The organism is Streptomyces sp. NPDC017890, assembly GCF_044328675.1.
Taxonomy (GTDB): Bacteria; Actinomycetota; Actinomycetes; order Streptomycetales; family Streptomycetaceae; genus Streptomyces.
This window is the reverse complement of record NZ_JBIRHU010000003.1, coordinates 258656-279053: the sequence shown is the minus strand read 5'-3', so window position 1 is coordinate 279053 and position 20398 is coordinate 258656. Positions and strand designations below refer to the sequence as shown.

Annotated in this window: 13 protein-coding genes; 1 reads left to right on the top strand and 12 read right to left on the bottom strand. The window is 74.1% G+C overall.

The features are described 5' to 3' along the window. Nucleotides 1-100: 100 nt before the first annotated feature. The 4 genes from ACH4F2_RS06105 to ACH4F2_RS06090 all read right to left on the bottom strand — a co-directional run bounded on the left by ACH4F2_RS06105 (nt 101) and on the right by ACH4F2_RS06090 (nt 3932). Nucleotides 101-1120 (bottom strand): SAM-dependent methyltransferase, encoded by a 1020-nt coding sequence (locus ACH4F2_RS06105; RefSeq protein WP_398131478.1) that lies wholly within the window; start codon nt 1118-1120, stop codon nt 101-103. Beyond that, the gene (locus tag ACH4F2_RS06100) at nt 1117-2280 is read right to left on the bottom strand and encodes a glycosyltransferase family 4 protein (RefSeq protein ID WP_398131589.1); all 1164 of its coding nucleotides are present in this window, start codon (nt 2278-2280) and stop codon (nt 1117-1119) included. Before ACH4F2_RS06100 ends, ACH4F2_RS06105 begins: the two co-directional genes overlap by 4 nt. A gap of 110 nt (nt 2281-2390) precedes the next feature. Beyond that, the gene (locus ACH4F2_RS06095; RefSeq protein WP_398131477.1) at nt 2391-2789 is read right to left on the bottom strand and encodes a 6-pyruvoyl trahydropterin synthase family protein; all 399 of its coding nucleotides are present in this window, start codon (nt 2787-2789) and stop codon (nt 2391-2393) included. Nucleotides 2790-2939: 150 nt separating this feature from the next. Further along, a complete protein-coding gene (locus ACH4F2_RS06090; RefSeq protein WP_398131476.1) occupies nt 2940-3932 on the bottom strand; it encodes a zinc-binding alcohol dehydrogenase in 993 nt (330 codons plus the stop codon). Between the two features lie 109 nt (nt 3933-4041). Between ACH4F2_RS06090 and ACH4F2_RS06085 the strand changes: the two genes are divergently transcribed. Then, nucleotides 4042-4806: a CDP-alcohol phosphatidyltransferase family protein gene (locus ACH4F2_RS06085; RefSeq protein WP_398131475.1), complete on the top strand. Its 765-nt coding sequence runs from the start codon at nt 4042-4044 to the stop codon at nt 4804-4806. 213 nt (nt 4807-5019) lie between these two features. Here ACH4F2_RS06085 and ACH4F2_RS06080 read toward each other — a convergent pair whose 3' ends face one another. From ACH4F2_RS06080 to ACH4F2_RS06045, 8 genes are all read right to left on the bottom strand, one after another. Then, nucleotides 5020-6252, bottom strand: a complete 1233-nt coding sequence (locus ACH4F2_RS06080) for an MDR family MFS transporter (protein ID WP_398131474.1) — start codon at nt 6250-6252, stop codon at nt 5020-5022. Further along, a complete protein-coding gene (locus tag ACH4F2_RS06075; RefSeq protein WP_398131473.1) occupies nt 6249-8036 on the bottom strand; it encodes an ABC transporter permease subunit in 1788 nt (595 codons plus the stop codon). Before ACH4F2_RS06075 ends, ACH4F2_RS06080 begins: the two co-directional genes overlap by 4 nt. A gap of 3 nt (nt 8037-8039) precedes the next feature. Next, on the bottom strand, nt 8040-9548 hold the full coding sequence (locus tag ACH4F2_RS06070; protein WP_398131588.1) for an ABC transporter substrate-binding protein: 1509 nt from the start codon (nt 9546-9548) through the stop codon (nt 8040-8042). 90 nt (nt 9549-9638) lie between these two features. After that, nucleotides 9639-10205 (bottom strand): GNAT family N-acetyltransferase, encoded by a 567-nt coding sequence (locus tag ACH4F2_RS06065; RefSeq protein ID WP_398131472.1) that lies wholly within the window; start codon nt 10203-10205, stop codon nt 9639-9641. Between the two features lie 68 nt (nt 10206-10273). After that, nucleotides 10274-11359 (bottom strand): DNA helicase, encoded by a 1086-nt coding sequence (locus ACH4F2_RS06060; protein WP_398131471.1) that lies wholly within the window; start codon nt 11357-11359, stop codon nt 10274-10276. Beyond that, nucleotides 11356-13218, bottom strand: coding sequence for a DrmB family protein (drmB, locus tag ACH4F2_RS06055; protein WP_398131470.1), 1863 nt, complete (start codon nt 13216-13218; stop codon nt 11356-11358). Before drmB ends, ACH4F2_RS06060 begins: the two co-directional genes overlap by 4 nt. After that, the gene (locus ACH4F2_RS06050) at nt 13215-16379 is read right to left on the bottom strand and encodes a helicase-related protein (RefSeq protein WP_398131587.1); all 3165 of its coding nucleotides are present in this window, start codon (nt 16377-16379) and stop codon (nt 13215-13217) included. Before ACH4F2_RS06050 ends, drmB begins: the two co-directional genes overlap by 4 nt. A 65-nt stretch (nt 16380-16444) precedes the next feature. After that, nucleotides 16445-20179: a sigma-70 family RNA polymerase sigma factor gene (locus tag ACH4F2_RS06045; protein ID WP_398131469.1), complete on the bottom strand. Its 3735-nt coding sequence runs from the start codon at nt 20177-20179 to the stop codon at nt 16445-16447. Nucleotides 20180-20398: the final 219 nt, after the last annotated feature.

Here is a 20398-nt window from a genome sequence, read left to right as displayed (position 1 = left end):
AGAGCGCGGCGGCGGGGAGGGCCGGCGGGGCGTTCGCCGCCGGCTGGGATGCCCTGGCGTGGGGCTTCCGGCAAGGCCCTCGCCGGTACCGTCGGTGCGCTCACGGGACCCCGCCCGTCGGCCGGCACAGCGCCAGCAGGTCGGTGTGGTGGACGACGACGCGCAACTCCCCCGCGGCGTGGTCCGCGAGTCGCTCGTCCAGGTAGCGGCCGGCCCGTTCGCGCAGCTCCGGGCGTTGTTCGACGGCCGCGCCGACCCACCCCCGCAGCCACTGGGCGGTGAGCGCGGCCTCGCCGGGGCCCAGCCGCCAGGGGCTGGGATGCGCCCGTACCGTGGCGCCGTGCTCGGCGAAGACCTCCGCCGCCACGGTGACCGCGTCCGGACCGAGCATGCCGGTACGCCGCTGGTGGTCGTTGAACGCCTCGGTGATCTCGGCGTCCAGGGGGTGAGCGGGGGTGAGGTCGACGCGCCCGGCGACGGAGAGGGTGAGCAGGGCCGGACAGCCGGCCGAGGCACAGGCGGCGGCGAGCGTGCCGACCTCGTCGGCGGTGAGGACGTCGAGCAGCGCGGACGCCGTCACCAGCGCGGCGCCGGCCAGCGCGTCCGGAGTGATGCGGGCGATGTCGCCGCGCCGCGTCTCGACGGTGACACGGCTGCCGTCGGCGGCCGAGCGCGGGGCGGCGACGGCGGCGAGGTGCAGGAGGTACGGGTCGCGGTCGTGCAGCACCCAGTGCTGGGCGCCGTCGAGCAGCGGCGCGAGCCAGCGTCCCATCGAACCGGTGCCGCAGCCCACGTCGTGCACGACCAGCCCGTCCGCCCGCCCCCGCAGGTCGGCGAGGCGGATCCGCAGCGGGCCGAGCAGGTCGTGCGCCCGCGCGTCGGCATCGGCGGGCTCACGGAGCCGCAGCCACTGGGGCGCGTAGCGCGGAGGTTCGTCGGGGTCTTCCGGGGCATCGCGGAGGCGGAGGGTGGCGCGCTCCGCGGAGGGCTGCCCGGCGCGGTCGGTGAGCGGCTCGGCCGGACCCGCCCCGGGGATCACGCCGTTCGCCGGCTCGGGGGCGTCCTGCGGGCCCGGCCGGGCCGGGACCACTCCCCGGGCCGGTGCCGTGGTCTTCCTCATGCCGCCCTCCGGGGCTCGCCCGGCAGCCGGTGCAGTACTCCGGCCAGGCTCCGGGCCGTGGCCGCCCAGCCGTTCAGGGCGGCGCGGCGACCGCGTGCCGCGGCCTTCAGCCGGCGCCGTACGTCCGCTTCCCCGAACCAGCCGCGCAGTTCGGCGGCGAGGGCGGCGGAGTCCTCCGGCGGGACGAGGATGCCGGGTACCCCACCGTCGGGAGCGCGCCCGACCGCCTCCGGAAGGCCGCCGACGTCCGTGGCCAGCACGGGGATGCCGCGCGCGAGGGCCTCCGTCACCACCATGCCGTACGTCTCGGCGTACGAGGTGAGGACCATCAGGTCGGCGGTGGAGTAGGTGGCGTCCAGTTCGACGCCGGCCCGCGGCCCCGCCAGTACCAGCCGGTCCTTGAGCCCGTGCCGCGCGATCAGCTCCCGCAGCCGGCCGACGTACTCCGGGTCATGGCCGAGCCCGCCGACGCACACGCAGCTCCACGGCAGGTCGGTGACCGTCGCGAGGGCCTCGACCAGCCGGTGCTGGCCCTTGCGGGGCGTCACGGCGGCGACGCACAGCAGCCGGGAGACGCCGTCGGTGCCGGGCGCGAGGGGCGCGATGTCGGCGCCGGGGGCGGCGACGTGGACACGGCCCGGGTCGAGTCCGTGGTGGGAGACGAGGCGACGGACCGCCCAGTCGCTGGTGGCGACGACAGCCGGGACGGCGCGCAGTACCGCGCGTTCACGGGCGTCCAGTCCGGCGGCGACGGCGGGGTCGAGGCCGGTCTCGTCGCCGAGCGGGAGGTGGACGAGGACGGCCATGCGCAACCTCCCCGCCTCCGGAACGACCACGTCCGGGACCCCGCAGGCGACCAGCCCGTCGAGGAGGACGACGGCGCCGTCCGGCAACCGGCGCAGCACGCGGGCGAGTTCCGCGCGGGCGACGCCGTCCGGCCGGGGCCAGTCGCCGGCCACGGGCAGTCCCCGCACCCGCCAGCCGAAGCCGGGCAGGTCGAGCCGCACACGCCGGTCGTAGGCGTTGCCACCGCTCGGCGCGGCCGGGTCGTCGACTCCGCCCGGCATGACGAAGTACGCGGAGCGCAGGGACATGGGGACGATCCCCTCGTTCCTCGGGGGCGAAGTCTGTGCGAAAGTCTGAGCGAATGCCTGCGCGATCGTCGGCGTATACGCCTGCGCGTATGCCTGATCGGCCGCCGGGACGGACGTCTGCGCGGGGACGTGGGCGGGCCGGGGCCGTCCGGCCGCCGTCTCGACGAAGGTGCCGGTCACAGCGCACGCTCGTAACTCGCCCAGGCGACGTGCGACTCGTGCAGGGTGACGGTGAGGCCGGCCAGACCCCTGGCCGCTTCCCCGAGCCCGCCCTTGTGCACGCGTTCGGCGAGCCGGTCGGCGACGACCTTCGCCAGGAACTCGGTGGAGGTGTTGACGCCGGCGAAGTCGGGTTCGTTGTCGAGGTTGCGGTAGTTCAACTCGCTGACGACGGAGCCCAGTTCCCGGGCGGCCAGGCCGATGTCGACCACGATGTCGTCCTCGTCCAGCTGCTCGCGCCGGAAGGTGGCGTCCACCAGGAACGTCGCTCCGTGCAGGCGCTGCGCGGGCCCGAAGACGTCGCCGCGGAAGCTGTGGGCGATCATGATGTGATCGCGGACGGTGATGCTGAACAACGGACGACCCTCCAGGTGTGGCACGTCTGGTCCCCCGCCGGTCGCTGCGCGGGGTGCCGTCTATTACGGCTCGGTGCCTTCCCTCGTTCAGCGGCCCGTACGTCTTTTCGCAAGGTCAGGCACCGCTGTCGTCCGGGGTCGGGCGAACGGTCAGTCGCCGTGGTCCTCGTCGGCGTACCGGATCCGGTGGCACAGGGCGGGGATCTCACCGGAGGCCAGCCCCGGCAGCACGTCCGGCAGTTCGGTGAACGCGGACTCGCCGGTGACGAGCGCGTCGAGCGCCGGGTCGGCGAGCAGGTCGAGGGCGAGGGCGAGCCGGTCGGCGTACGTGCGGGTGCCGCCGCGCGCCGGGGAGACGGTGCCGACCTGGCTGCTGCGCAGGGTCAGGCGCCGCGAGTGGAAGGCCTCACCGAGCGGGAGGGCGACGCGCCGGTCGCCGTACCAGCTCAGTTCGATGACGGTGCCCTCGGGTCGCAGGAGCTCCAGTGACCGGGCGAGGCCCGCCTCCGTCGCACTGGCGTGGATGACGAGGTCGAGGTCACCGGCGGCGTCGGCGGGGGACGCGAAGCCGACGCCGAGTGCCTCGGCGACCTTGCGCCGGGCCGGGTCGGCGTCGACCAGCTGGACGCGGACGCCGGGGAAGCGGGCCAGGAGGGCGGCCACCGAGCAGCCGACCATGCCGCCGCCGACCACGGCGATCCGGTCGCCGACCAGGGGCGCCGCGTCCCACAGGGCGTTGACGGCGGTCTCGACGGTGCCGGCGAGCACGGCCCGCTCGGCGGGGACGCGTGCGGGCACGGGCGTGACGGCGGCGGCCGGGACGACGTACCGGGTCTGGTGCGGATAGAGGCAGAAGACGGTACGTCCGACGAGGTCCCTGGGCCCCTCCTCCACCACTCCGACATTGAGGTAGCCGTACTTCACCGGCCCCGGGAAGTCACCCTCCTGGAACGGCGCGCGCATGGCCGCGTACTGGTTCTCGGGCACCCCGCCGCGGAAGACGAGCGTCTCCGTGCCCCGGCTCACGCCGCTGCAGAGCGTACGCACGAGCACTTCGTCCGCCCCCGGCTCGGGCAGCCGCACCTCGCGGATCACGCCCCGGCCGGGCGAGTCGAGCCAGAACGCGCGTGCGGTGCCTGTCATCGGATGTCCTCCTGAACGATCGGATGGCCGCCCACGTACCGAGGGATGCACGAGCCGCGCACAAGGTAGCGGCGTTGATCGACTCTGTCACTCGGCCGGAGGGTGTTCGGTGGCCCTGAACAACACGTACGACGCGAGGCCCGTTCAGCAGGAGACCGCGGTGGGGGCGGGCGCGCAGGTCCTGCTGCTGTCGCTGCTCGCTTCGGCGATCGGCATGGGCACGGCGGGCCGGCTGACCGGCCTGGCGTTCGCGTTCGCGACCTGGGCGATGCTCTCCCGCGCCCTGCGCCGCTCCCGGCTGCCGTCGTTCGGCCCGGCCAACCGGGTCACCCTCGGCCGGGCCACCCTGGTCGGCGGGGTCACTGCCCTGGTCGCGGACTCCTTCCGCAGCGCGCCGCCCGTCTCCCTCCTCGTCGGTCTGACGGCCGTGGCCCTGATCCTGGACGGCGTGGACGGCAGGGTCGCCCGCCTCACGGGCACGTCGTCGCCGCTGGGCGCCCGCTTCGACATGGAGGTCGACGCGTTCCTGATCCTGGTGCTCAGCGTGTACGTCGCGTCGGACCTGGGCCCGTGGGTGCTGCTGATCGGCGGCATGCGCTACGTGTTCGTCGCCGCCGCCCGGGTGTGGCCGTGGCTGACCGCTCCGCTGCCGCCGAGCACGGCCCGCAAGACGGTGGCCGCGCTGCAGGGCGTGCTGCTGCTGCTGGCGGGCGCGGACCTGCTGACCCGGACGGCGAACGCCGGGGTGGTGCTGCTGGCGCTGGTGCTGCTGGTGTGGTCGTTCGGGCGGGATGTCCGGTGGCTGTGGCGGCGGACGTCGCGGGTGGGGGAAGCCCCGGCAGCGGTGGCGCGGCGCCTCGTCCCTCAGCGGTGAAGTCGGGCAGTCGGCGCCGGCGCCCGCGGACCGACGCCGCACGTCCGGTCGCACACGTGGCCCGTCGAAGCGGCACCACCACGGCCGCCCGTCGACGCGGCACCACCACGGCCGCCCGTCGACGCGGCACCACCACAGGGCGGCTGCGCGTCGCCGTCTGCGGGCCGCGTCGGCACGGCGCGGCCCGCCAGAGCCGGGCGAACAGCGAAGGCCTCAGTGCCGCCGGGGCAGCAACCCCACCGCCGCCAGCGGTACGGCGGCCAGGACCAGCCACGGCACGGCGGCCGGCAGCCCGCTGTCCAGCAGCAGGCCGGTCGCGGAACTGCCGGCCAGCACGATGAGCCCGGAGACCGAGGACAGGGCCCCCGTGTACAGCCCGAGCCGCCCCTCCTCGGCGAGGTCCGGCACCCAGGCCCGGGCGACGGGCGCGACGAGCATCTGCCCGAGGGTGAGCAGCACGACGAACCCGGCGGCGGGCACCAGCCCGCCCGTCCCCGTCCATCCGGCGGGCCGGGCGAGCGCGACGCCGGCGAAGCCGGCCGCGATCAGCGCCAGCCCGGCCACCATCGACCGGCGCGGCTCCAGCCGCTCCCCCGCCCACCGGGTCACCGGCAGCTGCGCGGTCACCACCAGCAGCGAGGACAGCGCGAACATCCAGGCCAGCGGCGCCTGTGAACCGGCGGCCCGCTCCACCTCGGCGGGAAGCGCCAGGTAGAGCTGGTTGTAGGCGAGCAGGTAGGCACCGTACGCGCAGCACAGCGCGAGGAACCGCCGGTTGCGCAGCAGCAGCCGCACCCCGCCTCTGACCCGTACCTGGGCAGGCCCTGGTATGCGCTGCGGCAGCAGCCACGCGTGCCCGGCGAGGACGAGCACGAAGACACCGGCCCCGGCGAGGCACGCGGTACGGAAGTCGACGGCCAGCAGCAGCGCGCCGAGCAGCGGCCCGACGAACGCCCCCGCCTGCCCGGCGACGGTGAACAGCGCGAGCACCCTGGTCCGGTCCCCGCCGCCCTCCTCCTCCCGGAGGACGGCCTGCCGGGCGACCTCGGACTCGACGGCCGGGGAGAAGAGCGCGGCGGCGAACCCGATCAGCAGCACCGCCCCGACGACCGCCCAGGTCCGCTCGGCGAACCCGAGCCACGCGAACCCGGCGATCCGCAGCACGCACCCGGCGAGCACGACGGGCCGGATGCCGTACCGGTCGGCCAGCGCCCCGCCGACCACGAACAGGCCCTGCTGGCTGAAGGTCCGCAGCCCGAGCACGAACCCGACCAGCCACCCCGCCATCCCGATGGCCCCGCCCAGGTGCTCGGAGAGGAAGGGCAGGACCGCGAAGAAGCCGATGTTGAAGGCGAGCTGGGTGAGGATGAGCAGCCGGAGCAGCGGGGAGAGCGGGGCGCCGCGGCCGGACCTCTTCACCAGCCGGCCGGGGGACAGCGAGGTCATCGGGCTCCGACCGGTTCCTTCTCTTCGACGGCCTTTTGACTGACGACCCGCGGCGTACGGCGCGAGCGCCGCGGCCGGCGCACTCCGCCCGCCGCGGTGACGGCCAGCGCGCCGAGCAGGGCGAGGACGGCGGCGGGAGCGAGGACGGCCCAGGGGGCGCGCTCGGCGTAGGGCTGGTTCTCGGCGAGGAGCAGACCCCACTCGGGGGACGGCGGCTGGGCGCCCAGGCCGAGAAAGCCGAGCGAGGCGAGCGCGAGGGCGATACCGGGCAGCCGCAGCAGGGCGTGGCGCAGGACGGGCGGCAGCACGGCCGGCAGCAGTTCGCGGCGCAGCAGGTACCACCGGCCCGCGCCCAGGCCCCGGGTGGCCGTGATGTGCAGGGTGGCGCGTTCCTGGCGCAGCAGCGCCGACGTGTGGGCGGCGAGCGGCGCCCACGCCACGGCACCCACGGCGAGCGCGGGCGTCGCCGCCCCGCCGCCCGCGACGGCGGTGACGAGGAGGGCCGCGAGTACGGGCGGTACGGCGTTGACGGTGTCGACGAGCGGCGCGGACACCCGGGGCACGAGCCCCAGCAGTACGCCCGCGAGCAGCGCGGCGGCACTGATGGCCAAGGCGAGGAGCAGCGTGTCCAGAGCCCCGTGACCGACCCGGGCCAGCAGGTCGCGTCCGAGGGCGTCGGTGCCGAAGGGATGGTCGAGGGAGGGCGCCCGCAGCCGCTCCCCCGTGTCGAGGGCGAGCGGATCACGGGTCAGCCCGAGCCCGACGACGGCGAGCAGGACGGCCCCGTAGAGGAGGGGCAGCGGCCCGCCGGCGGGCGGGGCGGGCCGGTGCAGGGAGGACAGGGCGCCGTCGCGCAGTGCGGGTCCGGTGAGCAGGTGGGCGGCGACACGGGTCGCACCGGTCGCGAGAGCGGCGAGCAGGACGAGGGCGAGGACGCCGGCCTGGAGGACGGGCAGGTCCTGGGCGAGGGCGGCCTGGAGGGTGGTGCGGCCCAGGCCGGGGATGTCGAAGACCTGCTCGACCGCGACGGCACCGCCGGTGAGGCCCACGACGAACAGCCCGAGGTTGGGCAGCAGCGCGGGCACGCACCGCCGCAGCGCCTGCCGTGCGACGCGCCGCCCGGTCAGCCCCCGGGCGGCGGCGGCCAGGGCCCAGGGTTCACCGAACGCGCCGGGCAGCAGGTCGTCGAGCAGCCGCCCCAGCACGGCCCCGGCGGGCAGGCCGAGGGCGAGCGCGGGCAGGATCGTCCACTGGAGCCCGTACCACCCCAGCGCGGGCAGCCACCCCAGCTGCACCCCGACGACGGTGGCGAGTACAGAGGCGACGAGGAACTCGGGCAGCGAGGCGATCACGGCGGACGCGGTACCGCCACGCCGCCGCCCGCCGAGCCGCCGCCGGGCGCCCAGCCGCAGTGTGCGGGCGCAGATGAGCCCGGCGGTGACGGCGGCGACGACGAGCGCGGCGGTCATGAGCAGCAGGGAGGCCCCGAGCGCCTGGAGCACGTCGGGCAGGACGTCGCCCCCGGAGATCCACGACTGCCCGGCGTCACCGCGCACGAGCCCGCCGAGCCACCGCGTGAGCACGTGCAGCGGGCCCCCGTCGAGTCCCAGCTGCTCCCGGATGTCCGCGAGCACCTCGGGCGTGGGCGCTCGCTCGGCCGACCGCGCCTTGAGGACGGTGTACGCCGGATCGGTCCGCGTGAGCCACGGCAGCAGCCCGATCCCGCACACGAGCCCCGCCGCGAGAGCGACCCGCCACACCGCGGTGGCCACCTGCTGCCGCACGGCTCAGCGCCGCGTGCCGGTGCCGACGAGGGTGCGCTCGTACGGGTCGAGGATCACGCCCTGTACGGAGTCGGCGGCGCCGGTGATGACCCGCTGGTGCACGAGCGGCACGACGGCGTCGCTGCCGAGGATGCGTGCCTCGGCGGCCATGGCGGCGTCCTGCCGCTTCGCGGTGTCGGCGATCTTCTCCGCCTCGGCGACGGCGCGGTCGACGTCCTTGTCGCACAGCTGGGCGATGTTGAAGCCGCCGTCGCAGGTGTAGTCGCCGGCGAGGACGGCGACGGGGTCACCGGTGTCGAGGAGGGTGTTGCGGGCGAGTACGAAGGCGTCGAACTTCCCCTCCAGCGCGTCGCTCTCCAGCCGCGAGTACTCGCGGACGGTGAGCTTCACCTTGAACCCGGCCTTCTCCAGCTGCTGCTTGACCACCTGGGCGACCTCGGGCAGCTCGGGCCGGTTGTCGTAGGTGGCGAGGTTGATGGTGGCACCGCCGGGCTTCGCGGCCGGCGCGCGTCCGACGGGCGCGGTCCGCTTCCCCTCCGCCCAGGTCACGGCGGGCCCGTAGATGCCGGCGCCGGGGTCGGCGTACCCCTCGTACACGTCCTTGGCGAACACGGAGGTGTCGACGGCGCCGCGGGCGGCGGCCCGCAGCCCGGCGTCCTGGAAGGGCCCGGACGAGGCGTTGAACAGCAGGCTGGTCGTGCGCGTGGTGGCGGTGTCGCGCCGGGTGTCCTCGTCGAGGGTCGCCGCCTGGGAGACGGGGACGGCCTCGGCGATGTCGAGCTCGCCGGTCCGCAGGGCGTTGGCGCGGGCGGTGCCGTCGGCGATGAAGCGGGCGTCGACGCCGGAGGCCTGGGCGCGGCCGCCCCAGTAGTCGTCGAACCGGTCGAGGGAGGCGGAGGTGGCGCCGTTGACCTTGGTCAGCTCGAAGGGGCCGGTGGCGGTGCCGACGGGGTCGACCCGGTCCTTGTCGTCGTAGGCCTTGGCGGACAGCACGGCGAGGCTGGGGCTGGAGAGCCGCAGGGGCAGTACGGGATCGGGTTCGGAGGTCGTGATCCGCACCGCCCGCTCCCCTTCGGCCTCGGCGGTGAGGGTGACGCCGGCCAGGGCGGCGGGGGCGGGCCTGGCGCCGGTGGCGTGGGTGAGGGAGTCGGCGACGGCGGCCGGGGTGACGTCGGTGCCGTCCTGGAAGGTGGCGTCGCGGAGGGTGAACTCCCAGGCCTTCTCGCCGTCCCGCCGCCAGGACTCGGCGAGTGCGGGGGCGGCGGAGCCGTTGGCGTCCAGCGCGGTGAGGCCTTCGGTGACGCCGAGGCGGCTGAGGAGGGTGGCGTCGGCGCCGTACGGGGAGAGGTTCTCGGCGGGCGGGAAGGCGAGGGCCACGCGCAGGCGGGAGCCGTCGGCGTTGTCGTCGGAGCCGGAGCCGGAGTCGTCGCTGCCGCCCGAGGCAAAGCAACTGGATATCAGCGGTATGAGCAGGAGCGGGGCGAGCAGCCGGGAGCGGCGGTGGGAGCGCATGGTCCTCGGATCGATCGGGTGTGTGCGAGCGGGCGGGGCGGGCAGGGCGAAGGCGGCAGCGAGCAGGAGCCTACCTGGCAACCGTTTCCATTACCCTGCCGCCCCGAGTTCCGTCGCCCCTCGCTCCATCGGCACGTCGAAGTGCACGATGCCCTGCCCGCCGCCCGCGTCCTCCCGCTCGTCGTGGACGACCTTGGCGAGCGACCGCCAGAACGGCTCGGCACCGGTGACGGCCGGGTCGGTGTGCAGGTACACGGCCCGGTATCCGCCGTCCGCGGCGGCGAACGCGAGCAGCTCGTCGACGAGCCGCCGCGCCAGCCCGCGCCGCCGGTGCTCGGGCCGCACGTACACGCGGCGCAGCTGCGCGGTCACGCCGGAGGGGTAGCGCTCGGCGACGTGGCGCGGGTTCGGCGGGTGCGCGGGACCGCGGGAGTCGAGAGCACCGGTGGCGACGACCTCACCGGTCCCGTCGACCGCGACGAGGAGGGTGTGCCGGTCCGGGGTCAGGTACGCGCCGGCCGGGTCGACGATGTCACCGTGCCAGCGCGGGACGTACCCGGTGCCGAAGTCGCGGTAGACGGTGTCGAGCATGACGGAGCGGGCACCGTCGAGGTCGGCGGGGGTTGCTGTCCTGAGGCTGTAGTCACTGTCGCGCACTTGCACATCGTACGCATTAACCGGAATCCGGCGATCGACATACCCCTTGCCGGCACCCACCGCCCCGGTCAGCCCCGCATCAGGTCGCCTTTCCCCACCTGGGCCAGCAGCGGGGGTTCCGATTCGCCTTCGTAGCCGAGGTGGAGTTCGCGCCGGGCACGGGTCGCGAGGACGTAGTAGGTCATGCGCAGGGCCGCCGAGGTGGGGTCGATGGCCGCGTCCGTGTGGGTGTCCGGAACGACCACCGTGTCGAAGCCGAGCCCCTTGGCGCTGGCCCGGTGGACGATGACGACGCCGGGGCGGCGGAGGTCGAGGTTGCGGTACCGGCCTCCTTTGGCGTCCGAGGTGTACAGCTGGGGCTTCAGCCGTGGTGCCCGGTGCGACAGACTGCCCAGCACGGAGAACTGGGTGTGCCTGGAGTTGACGATCACGCCGATGGTCTCGCCGGGGTGCCGCTCCGCGAGCACCGTCACCAGGTCGGCGGCGCCCCGCTCGGGGAAGCGGTGGAGCCGTGGCGGTGGGCCCTGCCGTTCGGGCAGGACCGGCGTGCCGGGCCCCGTGCGGAAGTGGGCGGCGAAGGACGCGATCTGTTCGGTGTTGCGGTGGTTCCCGTCGAGTTCGTGACGGGCGCAGCGGCCGAGGTTCCTGGGGATCTCGGCGAGGGTGGAGTGCGTGTCGGTGAGCCGCTGGCACTCGTCGGCGAAGACCGTCGTCCGGGCCCCGAGCAGGCGGCACAGCAGGTAGAACTCGGGCGGCAGGTCCTGGCCCTCGTCGACGACCAGGGTGAGGCCCGGGACCGGGCCGGTGTCGGCTGCCCGGTCGAACAGCGCGTGCCAGTCGTACCAGCCGTCCGCGCCGCTCGGAGCCGTGCCGCCGTACCACTGGGCGAGCCAGGCGTGTGCGGTCGAGACGCGCACGCCGCGGTCGGCGGGGGCCAGGGGGTGGACCGTCGCGGCCAGCGACTGCCGCAGCAGGTTGGAGCGGGTGAGCAGGGCGACCGGGGTGCCGGTGAGGGCGAGCATGACGGCACGCTGGGCCGCCAGGAGGCTCTTGCCGCTGCCCGGCGGGCCGCTGACCAGGTGGTTGCCGTCGAAGGGGAGGTCGTCGAGGCTGGTCCGCTGCTCGGGGGTGAGGTCGAGGTAGGTGAGGGTCATGACGCCTCCAGAGCGTCGGCGGCGGCGGCCCGTGCGGCGGTGACGATCGACTCCAGGTAGCCGGGTACGTGCTCGCCGCCGACGACGAGGGCCCGGTCCAGGAGGGTGTTCCCCGTCTCGCAGCTGGTCTCGGGCAGCAGCGCGCAGGCGTGACAGGCGGCACGGTTGAGGTTGCCGAAGCCCTGGCCCGTGTGTTCGGCGCAGAGCGGGTCGGCCGAGCACCAGGCGGCGGCTTCCGTCATCCGCAGCAGTGTCTCCGCGAGCCGCGGGGGCTCGCCCTGCCGGACGAGTCCGCCGAGGGTGCCCTCGGCGTCTCCTGCGGCGGTGTAGACGAGGACGCCGTACTGGTCCTGCTCGGGGCGGGCGTAGACACGCTCGCGCAGGCTCGCGGTGGTGTATCCGGACTCGAATGAGAGCTGGCGGATCAGCAGGTGCGCGAGCGTGTGGAGGAGGACGAAGCGGGGGGCGAGTTCCGGACCGGTGAGGGCCTTGAGGCGGTCCCTCTGGAAGGAGCGGTCCAGATCGGCCCGCATACCGTTGACGCGCTCGCGTACGTCGCCGTCCGCCTCCCAGCTCGCGAGTTCGGCCCGATCCAGGGTGAGGAAGACGCCCTCGCCGAACACCTCCACGGCCGGCAGCCACTTGAGACGGCGTGCGGTGTCGGCCGGTACGACGGTGGCGTCCGGGGAGACCCGGGTGAAGCCGGACAGGGCGCGGACCTCGCGAAGCCGGTCGGCCAGGACGACCCTGCCGAAACGGCGGCCGAGCCCGGCCCACGGGTCGGCGCTCTCCCCGGCCAGGCCGAGGGTGGTCTCCCGCAACGCGAAGTCCCGGGTGGCGGGCGCAGTGGGCGCGGTGAAGGCGGCCCACTCCTCACGGCTGAGGTCCGGGCGGGCGGGCCCCGCCTGCGCGTCGGGCGCCGGTGTACCCGGGGAGGGGTGGTCCTGCCCGGTCTCCTCGGCGATCAGCGCGTCTAGGAGGGCGTCGTCCGCACCGGTGTCCTCCTGGATCATTGTCCGGAACACCGTGGCGCGCGGGGTGGCGGCCACCCGGCACAGGGACACCCACAGGTCGTGTTCGCGCACCTGGGCGGCAAGCGCCTCGTCTTCGTGGGCGGCCGGTGCGTCGGTCTCGGGGATGTCGAGTGCCGAGTGGACGATCGGGTAGTACAGGTTGCCGGCCGTGCGCTGCACGATCTGCACGGGCCGGGGGCACTCCACCCGCTCGTTCGCCCGCTGCCACGGGTTGCGTCCCGAACAGCGCATGCCGTGGGTGCCGAGGATGTCGAGCAGGTTCCGGGACGCGCCACAGCCCTTGGCAGTGCAGGCGACGGAGAGCGCCTCGAGGCCGGAGGCCCGCTCGGAGACCAGGAAGCGCAGCCTGTCGCGGTCCTCGCAGCGCCGTCGTTCACCGGCGTCGCGCCGCGAGTGCGCCCAGAACCACCAGTCGACGTCGCTGAGGTGCCCGGCGTGGCAGATCTGCACGAACCGCATCGGCGCCAGGGTCCGCGCCGGTGAACACGACGGACAGCGCGGCGGCTGCCCGGGTTTCTCGTCGGCGATCCGCCAGCGCTTCATCCGGCGGCAGGAACCGCAGAACAGCCAGGACGGGAAGCGGATGTACGGCGCTCCGGGCGCGTCGGGGACGTCGAAGCGGTCGTTCGCGGTCGCCGGGGCGGCGTAGAAGCCGGTGACGTCGAGCCGGGAGGCGAGACGGGCGGACTCGACCCGCTGCCTGCCCCTGGCCGGCCAGTCTCCGACGCCCGTGGCGACGAAGGACTCGCCCTGGATGTCGAAGACGGCTCCTACGCCGAACGGCAGCACCGTCTGCGACTGGCGTACCCGCAGTGTGCGGCTCACAGGTCGGCTCCCTTCACCGTCACCTGGCATTCCCGGTCCACGTTGCGCATGGAGTTCGGTGTCTCCCACAGGCCGTACTTCTGCTCGAAGCTCTTGATCAGGTTGGACTGGCCCTTGCCCTGGCTGCGGTAGTACAGCTCGCGGCCGTCCTTGCGGGCCTCGCGCGCCGCGTCCTCCCAGTCGGCGATCAGTCCCGCGATCTCCTTGCGGACCTCGTCGCCGACGCCGGGTTCGGCGGTCTCGGCACGCGCGGCCAGTGCCTCGGCGACCGCCTCCACCTCGGGGAGGCGGTCCAGCACGTGCCCGGCCTGATTCTCGGCGGCGAGAGCGAGCCGGTGCCGTACGAGGACGACGAGCGCGGCGTGCAGGGCGCGCCGCCGGGACGGCACGGACCAGGGGGTGACGCTGGTGGGTTCGACGTGCCGGTACAGGGACCGGTGGTACACGTCGAAGGTCTCGTAGTGCGAACGGTCCCTGGGACGCGTGGCGTTGAAGAAGGTCACGACGAGACCGGGGACGGTGTGCCGGCCGACCCGGCTGGTGGCCTGGATGTACTCGGCGGTCGTCTTGGGCTGCCCCTGCATCAGCATCAGCGCGAGCCGCTTGACGTCGACCCCCACGGACAGCATGTTCGTGCAGGGCAGGAAGGACACCGACTGCGGGTCGGCCCAGCCCTTCTCCAACCGGTCGAGCAGTACGGGCTGTTCGGCACGCGGCAGGTTGCTGGTCAGTTCCTGCACCTGGTGGTCCGCCAGGGTCCGTACGCCGCTGCCCGCGTCGAGCCCGGCGAGCTGGGCGGGGATGTCGTCGGCCGCGGCCGTGACCGTACGGCCGAGCTCGCGCAGGCTGTGGTGGTAGCCGACCAGCGTCCAGTAGGCGTCCCGGTGTTCCTCGGGCAGTTCCCACGCTCCCTGGAGCAGGGCGGCGGCAGTGGCAACGGCAGCGCGGCCCGCCGTATGGCCCTGGGCCATGACTCCGAGGTAGCGGCGGCCGGGCTTGGAGGTGTCGGGTTCCGCGAAGTAGGAGTGGCGGGCGTCGAGTCCGGCCGGCGGGAAGAGCTGGACGCCTCCGCCGTACAGCGCGCGGACCTGCTCCCCGGAGCGGCGGATGGTCGCCGTGGACGCCACCACCTTCGGTCCGGTGCCGTCGGGGCCGGCGCACAGGCCGAGGACGGCGGACTCGTACAGGCCGACGGTGGTGCCGAGCGGGCCGGTGAGCAGGTGCAGCTCGTCCTGGATGACGAGCGACGGCGGCCGGTTGCCCGCGCCGCCGACGGCCTCCGCCCCGCCCGCGCCTGCCGCGCTCCCCGCGCCGAACAGGCGGCCCGCGCGCGGCTCCCAGGCGAGCCGGGCGAACTTGTCCGCGGTCCCGAGGACGAACGTCGGCGGCCGGTCGTAGAGGTGTTCGTCCACGACGGCGACGGGCAGTTCGTCGTGGAAGACGCACTCCTGCCCGGGGCAGAAGAAGGCGAAGGAGTCGGCCGTGGCACGCACGCCGTAGTCACCGATGTCGGGGGACTTGTGGGCGGGCAGGATGCGCGTGCCGCACCAGGGGCAGCGGTCGAGGATGAAGACGTCCTCGGGCTGGGCGGCCTGGCGGGCGTTCTCGAAGGCCGTGCGGGCCTTGTCGTACGTGTTCGGGGTGGTGGTCTCGCCGACCCACAGGCCGATGGAGAACGGCTCGGTGCCGTACACCGCCGGGTCGGCGCGGCGCAGCGCCTCCAGGGCGCAGACGGTGGTGGCGGCGCGCTGGAACTGCTGGGTGGTGAGCAGGCTGAGGGTGTACCGGCTCAGTACGGCCGTGCCGCCGCCGTCCGGTTCCCGCCGCCGCAGCACCATGGCGAAGGCGGCCAGCAGCAGATACGCCTCGGTCTTGCCACCGCCGGTCGGGAACCAGATCAGGTCCGTCACTTCCCGGTCCGCGTGCCGCGGGTCGGCCGTACCGTCCACGGCGAGCAGGAAGAACGCCAGCTGGAAGGGGCGCCAGGTGGCTCCCGGGTACGGCTCCGGATCGAGCGGTGCGGCCTCCCCGCGGGAACGCCGGGTGCCGGCCAGGTCGGGCGCGGAGTGGCGCATCTGCAGGGCCATCGCACGGTTGGCGGCGCGGAAGGCGTGCAGCAGCTCGGGTCGGTCCGGGTCGCAGAGCGTGCGTACACCGCACTCGATGCGGGTGACGGCGGTGCCGATGCGGCCGAGGACGCGTTCGGCGGCTTCGCGCCCCCATGCGGGAACCACCTGGTTCAGCTGCCCGACGTACCACGCCCGGTAGTCCGCGGCGAACTCCGCCAGCTCTTCCCGCAGTTGCTCGACCGATACGTCCGGGTCGGCAAGGTGGAGGAGGTTGAGTACCGGTGAGCCACTGAGCCCCGCGGCCCGTACGCCGGTGACCTCGGCCTCCGGCATGACGGCGGCGCTCAGCTCGGTCACCTGTTCACCGGCGTCGTCGTACCGTTCCGCGACGGCGCATCCGTGGCCGACGGCGTGTGTGCGGATGTGCCGGTACTGAAGGCGGAGTTCCTGCTCCTCAGGGTCGCGGCTGGCCAGGCGGACGCTCGGGTACTGGAGCACCCTGCCGTCCACGGGCCGGGCGCGCAGCTCCACCTGGAACAGCATCCGGTCCCAGTGGGCGGTCCGGCCGAGTTCGGGCTCGTGGCGGGCGGCGTTGACCAGAGCGACGGTGACGAGCCGTCCGGTGCCGAAGACGCGTCGGCGGACGCGGAGTTCGGCACGGCCATCGAGGACCGTGACCTGATCGCGCTCCGGATCGAGCCGGTGTGTCTCGGCGGGCAGGGGAATCCGCTGCCAGCTCCGGCCTCTCTCACTCGTGCCGGCGCGGGTTTCGTAGCGGGCGGCGGAGCAGCCGATCTCCACGGTGTCCGCGTCGGTGTAGAAGCTGAACCCGAGGGAGGAGGGCAGCCAGGAGTTGGACTCGGGAACCGGGTCGGTGGCGGGCGCGGTGTCCTCGGCACGCCCCTCGGTGCCGGCGCCCTCCAGCTCCTCGGCGGCCGCGTCCAACTGGCGCTGGAGGTCGGCCTCCTGCGGGTACAGGGTGCCCATGAGGTACTGCCGGTCGGGCGGGGCGTCGAGCGTTTCGTGTTCGCCTTCGACCGGGCCGACGAGCTGCCGTCGGAGGTAGGCGACGAGTTCCTGCCGGGGATCCATGGTGTTCCTGGTGGTCGGGGCCGTGACGTGCTCGGACGGACTGGCGGGTTCGGCGGACGCGTGACTCATGAGCGGCGCCAGCGGTCCCGGAGCGAGGTGCGGCTCTGTGCGGCTGCCGCTTCCTGCGCGGCGGCCAGTTCCGCCTGGACGGCGCTGAGCCGCGTCTGCAGATCGGTGATGCGTAGCCAGGCGTCGTGCTCGCTCTGCGCGATGCGCTGTGCCGCCTGCTGCTCGGTCTCCTCGGCGCTTCGGCGGGCCGCCTCGACGAACAGGTCCCGCTGGGCGACGGCGGCCTCGGTCTCCCGCAGCCGTGCCTCCATCTCGGCGACCCGCACCCGCACACCCTGGCGGTGTTCCTCCCGGGCCGACGCCGCGGCCCGCTCCCGCTCGGCGGCGGCTTCCTCCGCCGTGCGCAACCTGGCCTCCAGCTCGGCGACGCGCTCATCGGCGGCACTTTCGCGGTCGGCGGCAGCCGCCTGAGCCGCCCTCAGCCGTGACTCGAGCTCTCGGATGCGGGCCTCGGAGCCCTCACGGTACTCGTGCAGCCTCTGCTCCAGCTCGTGTGCCCGCTCCTCGGCGCCGGTCGTCTGCCGGCCGGCCTCCTCGGCGTGTTCGGCCCTGCGCAGCAAGGCCGCGTACGCCTCGCGGTGCTGTTCCTTCAGGTGCGCGAGGTGCTCCTCGGCCTGGTGCCGGACATGCCTCTCGCGCCGGTCCAGGGCCCGGTCCGTACGGTGCAGCAGCTCCGCTTCGAGCGCGTCGAGCCGGCGCTCGGCCTCCGCCCGGACGGCCGCGACCCGCTCGTCGGCGGCGCCGCGCACCTCGGACAGCCGACGCTCGTGTTCTCTTTCCCGCAGGGCGAGTTCGGCTTCGTGTCGAGCCCGTGCCGCGGCGAGCAGTTCCTCGGCGTCGGCCGGCGGCTGCTCGACCGGAGCGGTTTCCACGATGGCCGGCGCGGAGCGCTCGTCCCCCGCGACGGCAGCCGGCTCCCCGGCCGTGCTCGTCCCGTCCCCACCGTTCCCGGAAGCGGGCACCGCTCGCGCCGGGCGTGCCGCTACGAACTCCCGCAAGGCGTCACGGACGGCGAGTCGCGACGCGGCACCCACCAGCGGCCTCGTTGCCAGGTACGCCCGGGGGGTCGCCCCGGTCAGCGCCCCGGCGGGCCTTTCGAAGAAGTGCTCGGGCCGCAGCCCCGCGGCCCTGACGGCGTCGAGAACCCTCTTGAGGACTTCGAGTGCCTCGACCACGGGCCGGTCCAGCATCCCTCGCTGCCGTGCCGCCCGCACCACCGCGTCCGTGACGGACGATCCGAGCAGCACCGACAGTTGCGGGTGCCCCAGGGCCAGCAGCGCGTACTCGGCGAGCCAGGCCACTCCTCCGCCCATCGGCGGCTGCGTCAGCGCCCGGGCCCTGTCCCAGTCGGCGGTGGTCTGCGGTGTTCCGTCCGACGCTTCCGACTCCCGCTCCACTGTCCGGTCCTCGGCCCGCCCCTCGGCCTGCTGCTCCGCCTCCCGGTCTTCCGACAAGGGCTCAGGCTCCGCACCCGCAGTCGCGGCGGCGAGGAACTCCCGCAACGCATCGCGCACGGCCAGTCGCGACTCGCCGTTCACCAAAGGGCTGTCCCCGAGGTACGCGCGGGGTGTCGCCCCACGCAGTGCCTCGGCGGGGCGGTCCAAGAAGTCCTCCGGCCGCTGCTCGACCACCGCTACGGTGTCGAAGACGCGACGCAGCACCTCCAGTGCCGTCAGCACCGGCCGCGGAAGGAGCGCGCCGTCCCCGGCGTACCGCGCCACCGCATCCGCAGCCGGCTGCCCCAGCAGCGCGGCAAGAGCGGTGTCCCCGACTGCTGTCCGTATGTATCGCGCGAGCCACGAGACCTGGTCAACGGGCGCTCGCGCCAGCCGACAGGCGTGCTCCCAGTCGGCGGCGACCACGCTCGAAGCCCCGGTGCCGACAGCCTCGCCGACGTCCGCGACCGCCTCGTCCGGGGCGCTCTCCCCAGAGACGTCCACCCTCGCGGGCTCCGGCTCCGGCTCCGGAGCCGGAGCCGGAGCCGCCACGGCGTCGGCGATCGGCGCGTGGCCGTCCTCCTCCCTCTCCCCCGCCACTGGGTTCCGCACCGATGCCGCAGCCACCTGCCCGTTCTCCTGCTCCTGCTCCTGCTCCCGGGTGGCCCGGGCGAGGCGCTCGGCCCTGGCCTTGCGGAGTGCGAGTCGGGCCCGGGCGGTCCGGGCCGCGTGGGTGGCGCGGGCGAACCGCTCCGCCCTCTTGGCCTCGGCCGCCTGCTCCGCCGCACGCTCGGCCTTCTCGCACGCGGCGTCCAGACCGACGAGGCCCGCCGTGCGCACCCGCTCCCGCAACGCGGGCCGCACCTTGCCCTCGATCTGCCGGATGCGCTCCCGCGTGACGCCGAACTCGCGTCCGAGATCGTCCAGCGTCGAGGGCGGGTCACCGTCCAGCCCGAGCCGCCGCACGAGGATCCGCGCCTCCCGCTCGGTGAACGTGTCCACCACGGCCAGGACTTCCGCGATGTGCAGGGCACCGATCACCTGCGTGTCGACCGACGGCAGCAGATGTGTCTCGGCCACGAAGTCCGCCAGGGTCGCACCGTCACCGATGACACGGTCCAGGGAGTCGGTACGGCGGGTGAGACGCCGGACCTCCTCCACCTTTCCCAGGGTCATGTCGCACGCCACCGCCACGTCGGCAGCGCTCGCCGGACGGCCCTGACTCATCAGGGTCCGTTCCGCCCTGGCCACCTTGCGCATCTGCTCGTGCATGTGGACCGGGATCCGGATCAGGGCGCCCTCGTCGGCGATGGCCCGGGTGATGGACTGCCGGATCCACCAGGTGGCGTAGGTGGAGAACTTGAACCCCTTGGTGGGGTCGAACTTCCGGGCGGCCCTCAGCAGACCGAGCAAGCCGTGCTGGAGCAGGTCGTCGTAGTCGAGGCCCTGTTCCAGGTACGGCCGGACCAAAGAGTGCACCAGCCGCTGATTGTGCACGACAAGGCAGTCACGGGCTCGGATCCTGAGGTCGTCCGGTGGCAACACCTTCAGTTCTTCATCGTCCGGTTCGCGCGCGATCGCCTCCGCCCCGCCCCGCACCATGACGGCCAGCCCCACCTCGGCCTGCGCACTCAGCAGTCGGCTGCCCGGGCGTCGCTCGCGCCGGTCGACCTCGAGTACGGCGTGGGCGGCGGCCAGCGCTTCGGCGAGGTCGGCGGGCGCCGCGTCCACAGCAAGGCCGTCTCCCGACTCCTGCGGGTCCTGCGGGCCCAGCTCGCCCGGATCGCCGGAAGCGGCCGCGTCCGGCGGCGTGCCGGACGGTACGGACTCTCCCGGTTCGTCCTCGCTGGACGGCGCCCCCTCCGGGCCCCGCACCAGCACCCCTTCGCGCAGCTGCGCGGCCTCGCGCGCGTCGAGCCCGGCAAGCCGGGCCACACCGTCCAGGGCACGGGAGGTGACATGACCGTCGGCGTCCGCGTACCGGGCAAGCAGGTTCCGCACCGGGCGCAGCCGAGGCATCACATTCTCTCCACGATTCCGTGCAACCTTTTCACGGTCACGGCTGTCGCCTTCTGTGTGCACGTGCAAGTCCCGCACGGGCAGCCCCAGCCGGGCCAGCTCGTGACGCAACCGCTCCCGCTCGCCGTCCCCCAGCGCGAGCGTCCGTACGTTCTCGTCGAAGACGAGCTCCGGGACGACTCCGTCCACCGCCGCGTGCCGGAGCCGCACGAGCAGCTCCGCGACGGCCGCGCGCAGGCCGGACGACCCGTTTCCGGCGGCAACCGGCTGAGTCATTGCGTACACCCCCCAACCTTTCACAGGGAACGCTAGACTCAATGCGTTGATGATGTCAACAGAGGAACTCCTGTCGCACGCGGGGCAGTTCGTGTACGGTGGGCACTGGCGCACTCGGCTCTCTGCCACAGTGAACGGGGGCGTCGCCAGATATTGGGGCGTTCCAGTGGATCCGCGCGATCATGCGGCGCGGGAACGCGGGCGAGGGGCGAAGGAGCG

What these genes read in the sequence shown, in the direction of transcription:
- ACH4F2_RS06105 (WP_398131478.1), bottom strand. Translation starts at nt 1,120, where the DNA reads ATGAGGAAGACCACGGCACCGGCCCGGGGAGTGGTCCCGGCCCGGCCG.
- ACH4F2_RS06090 (WP_398131476.1), bottom strand. Translation starts at nt 3,932, where the DNA reads ATGACAGGCACCGCACGCGCGTTCTGGCTCGACTCGCCCGGCCGGGGC.
- ACH4F2_RS06080 (WP_398131474.1), bottom strand. Translation starts at nt 6,252, where the DNA reads ATGACCTCGCTGTCCCCCGGCCGGCTGGTGAAGAGGTCCGGCCGCGGC.
- ACH4F2_RS06070 (WP_398131588.1), bottom strand. Translation starts at nt 9,548, where the DNA reads ATGCGCTCCCACCGCCGCTCCCGGCTGCTCGCCCCGCTCCTGCTCATA.
- ACH4F2_RS06060 (WP_398131471.1), bottom strand. Translation starts at nt 11,359, where the DNA reads ATGACCCTCACCTACCTCGACCTCACCCCCGAGCAGCGGACCAGCCTC.
- ACH4F2_RS06050 (WP_398131587.1), bottom strand. Translation starts at nt 16,379, where the DNA reads ATGGATCCCCGGCAGGAACTCGTCGCCTACCTCCGACGGCAGCTCGTC.
- ACH4F2_RS06045 (WP_398131469.1), bottom strand. Translation starts at nt 20,179, where the DNA reads ATGACTCAGCCGGTTGCCGCCGGAAACGGGTCGTCCGGCCTGCGCGCG.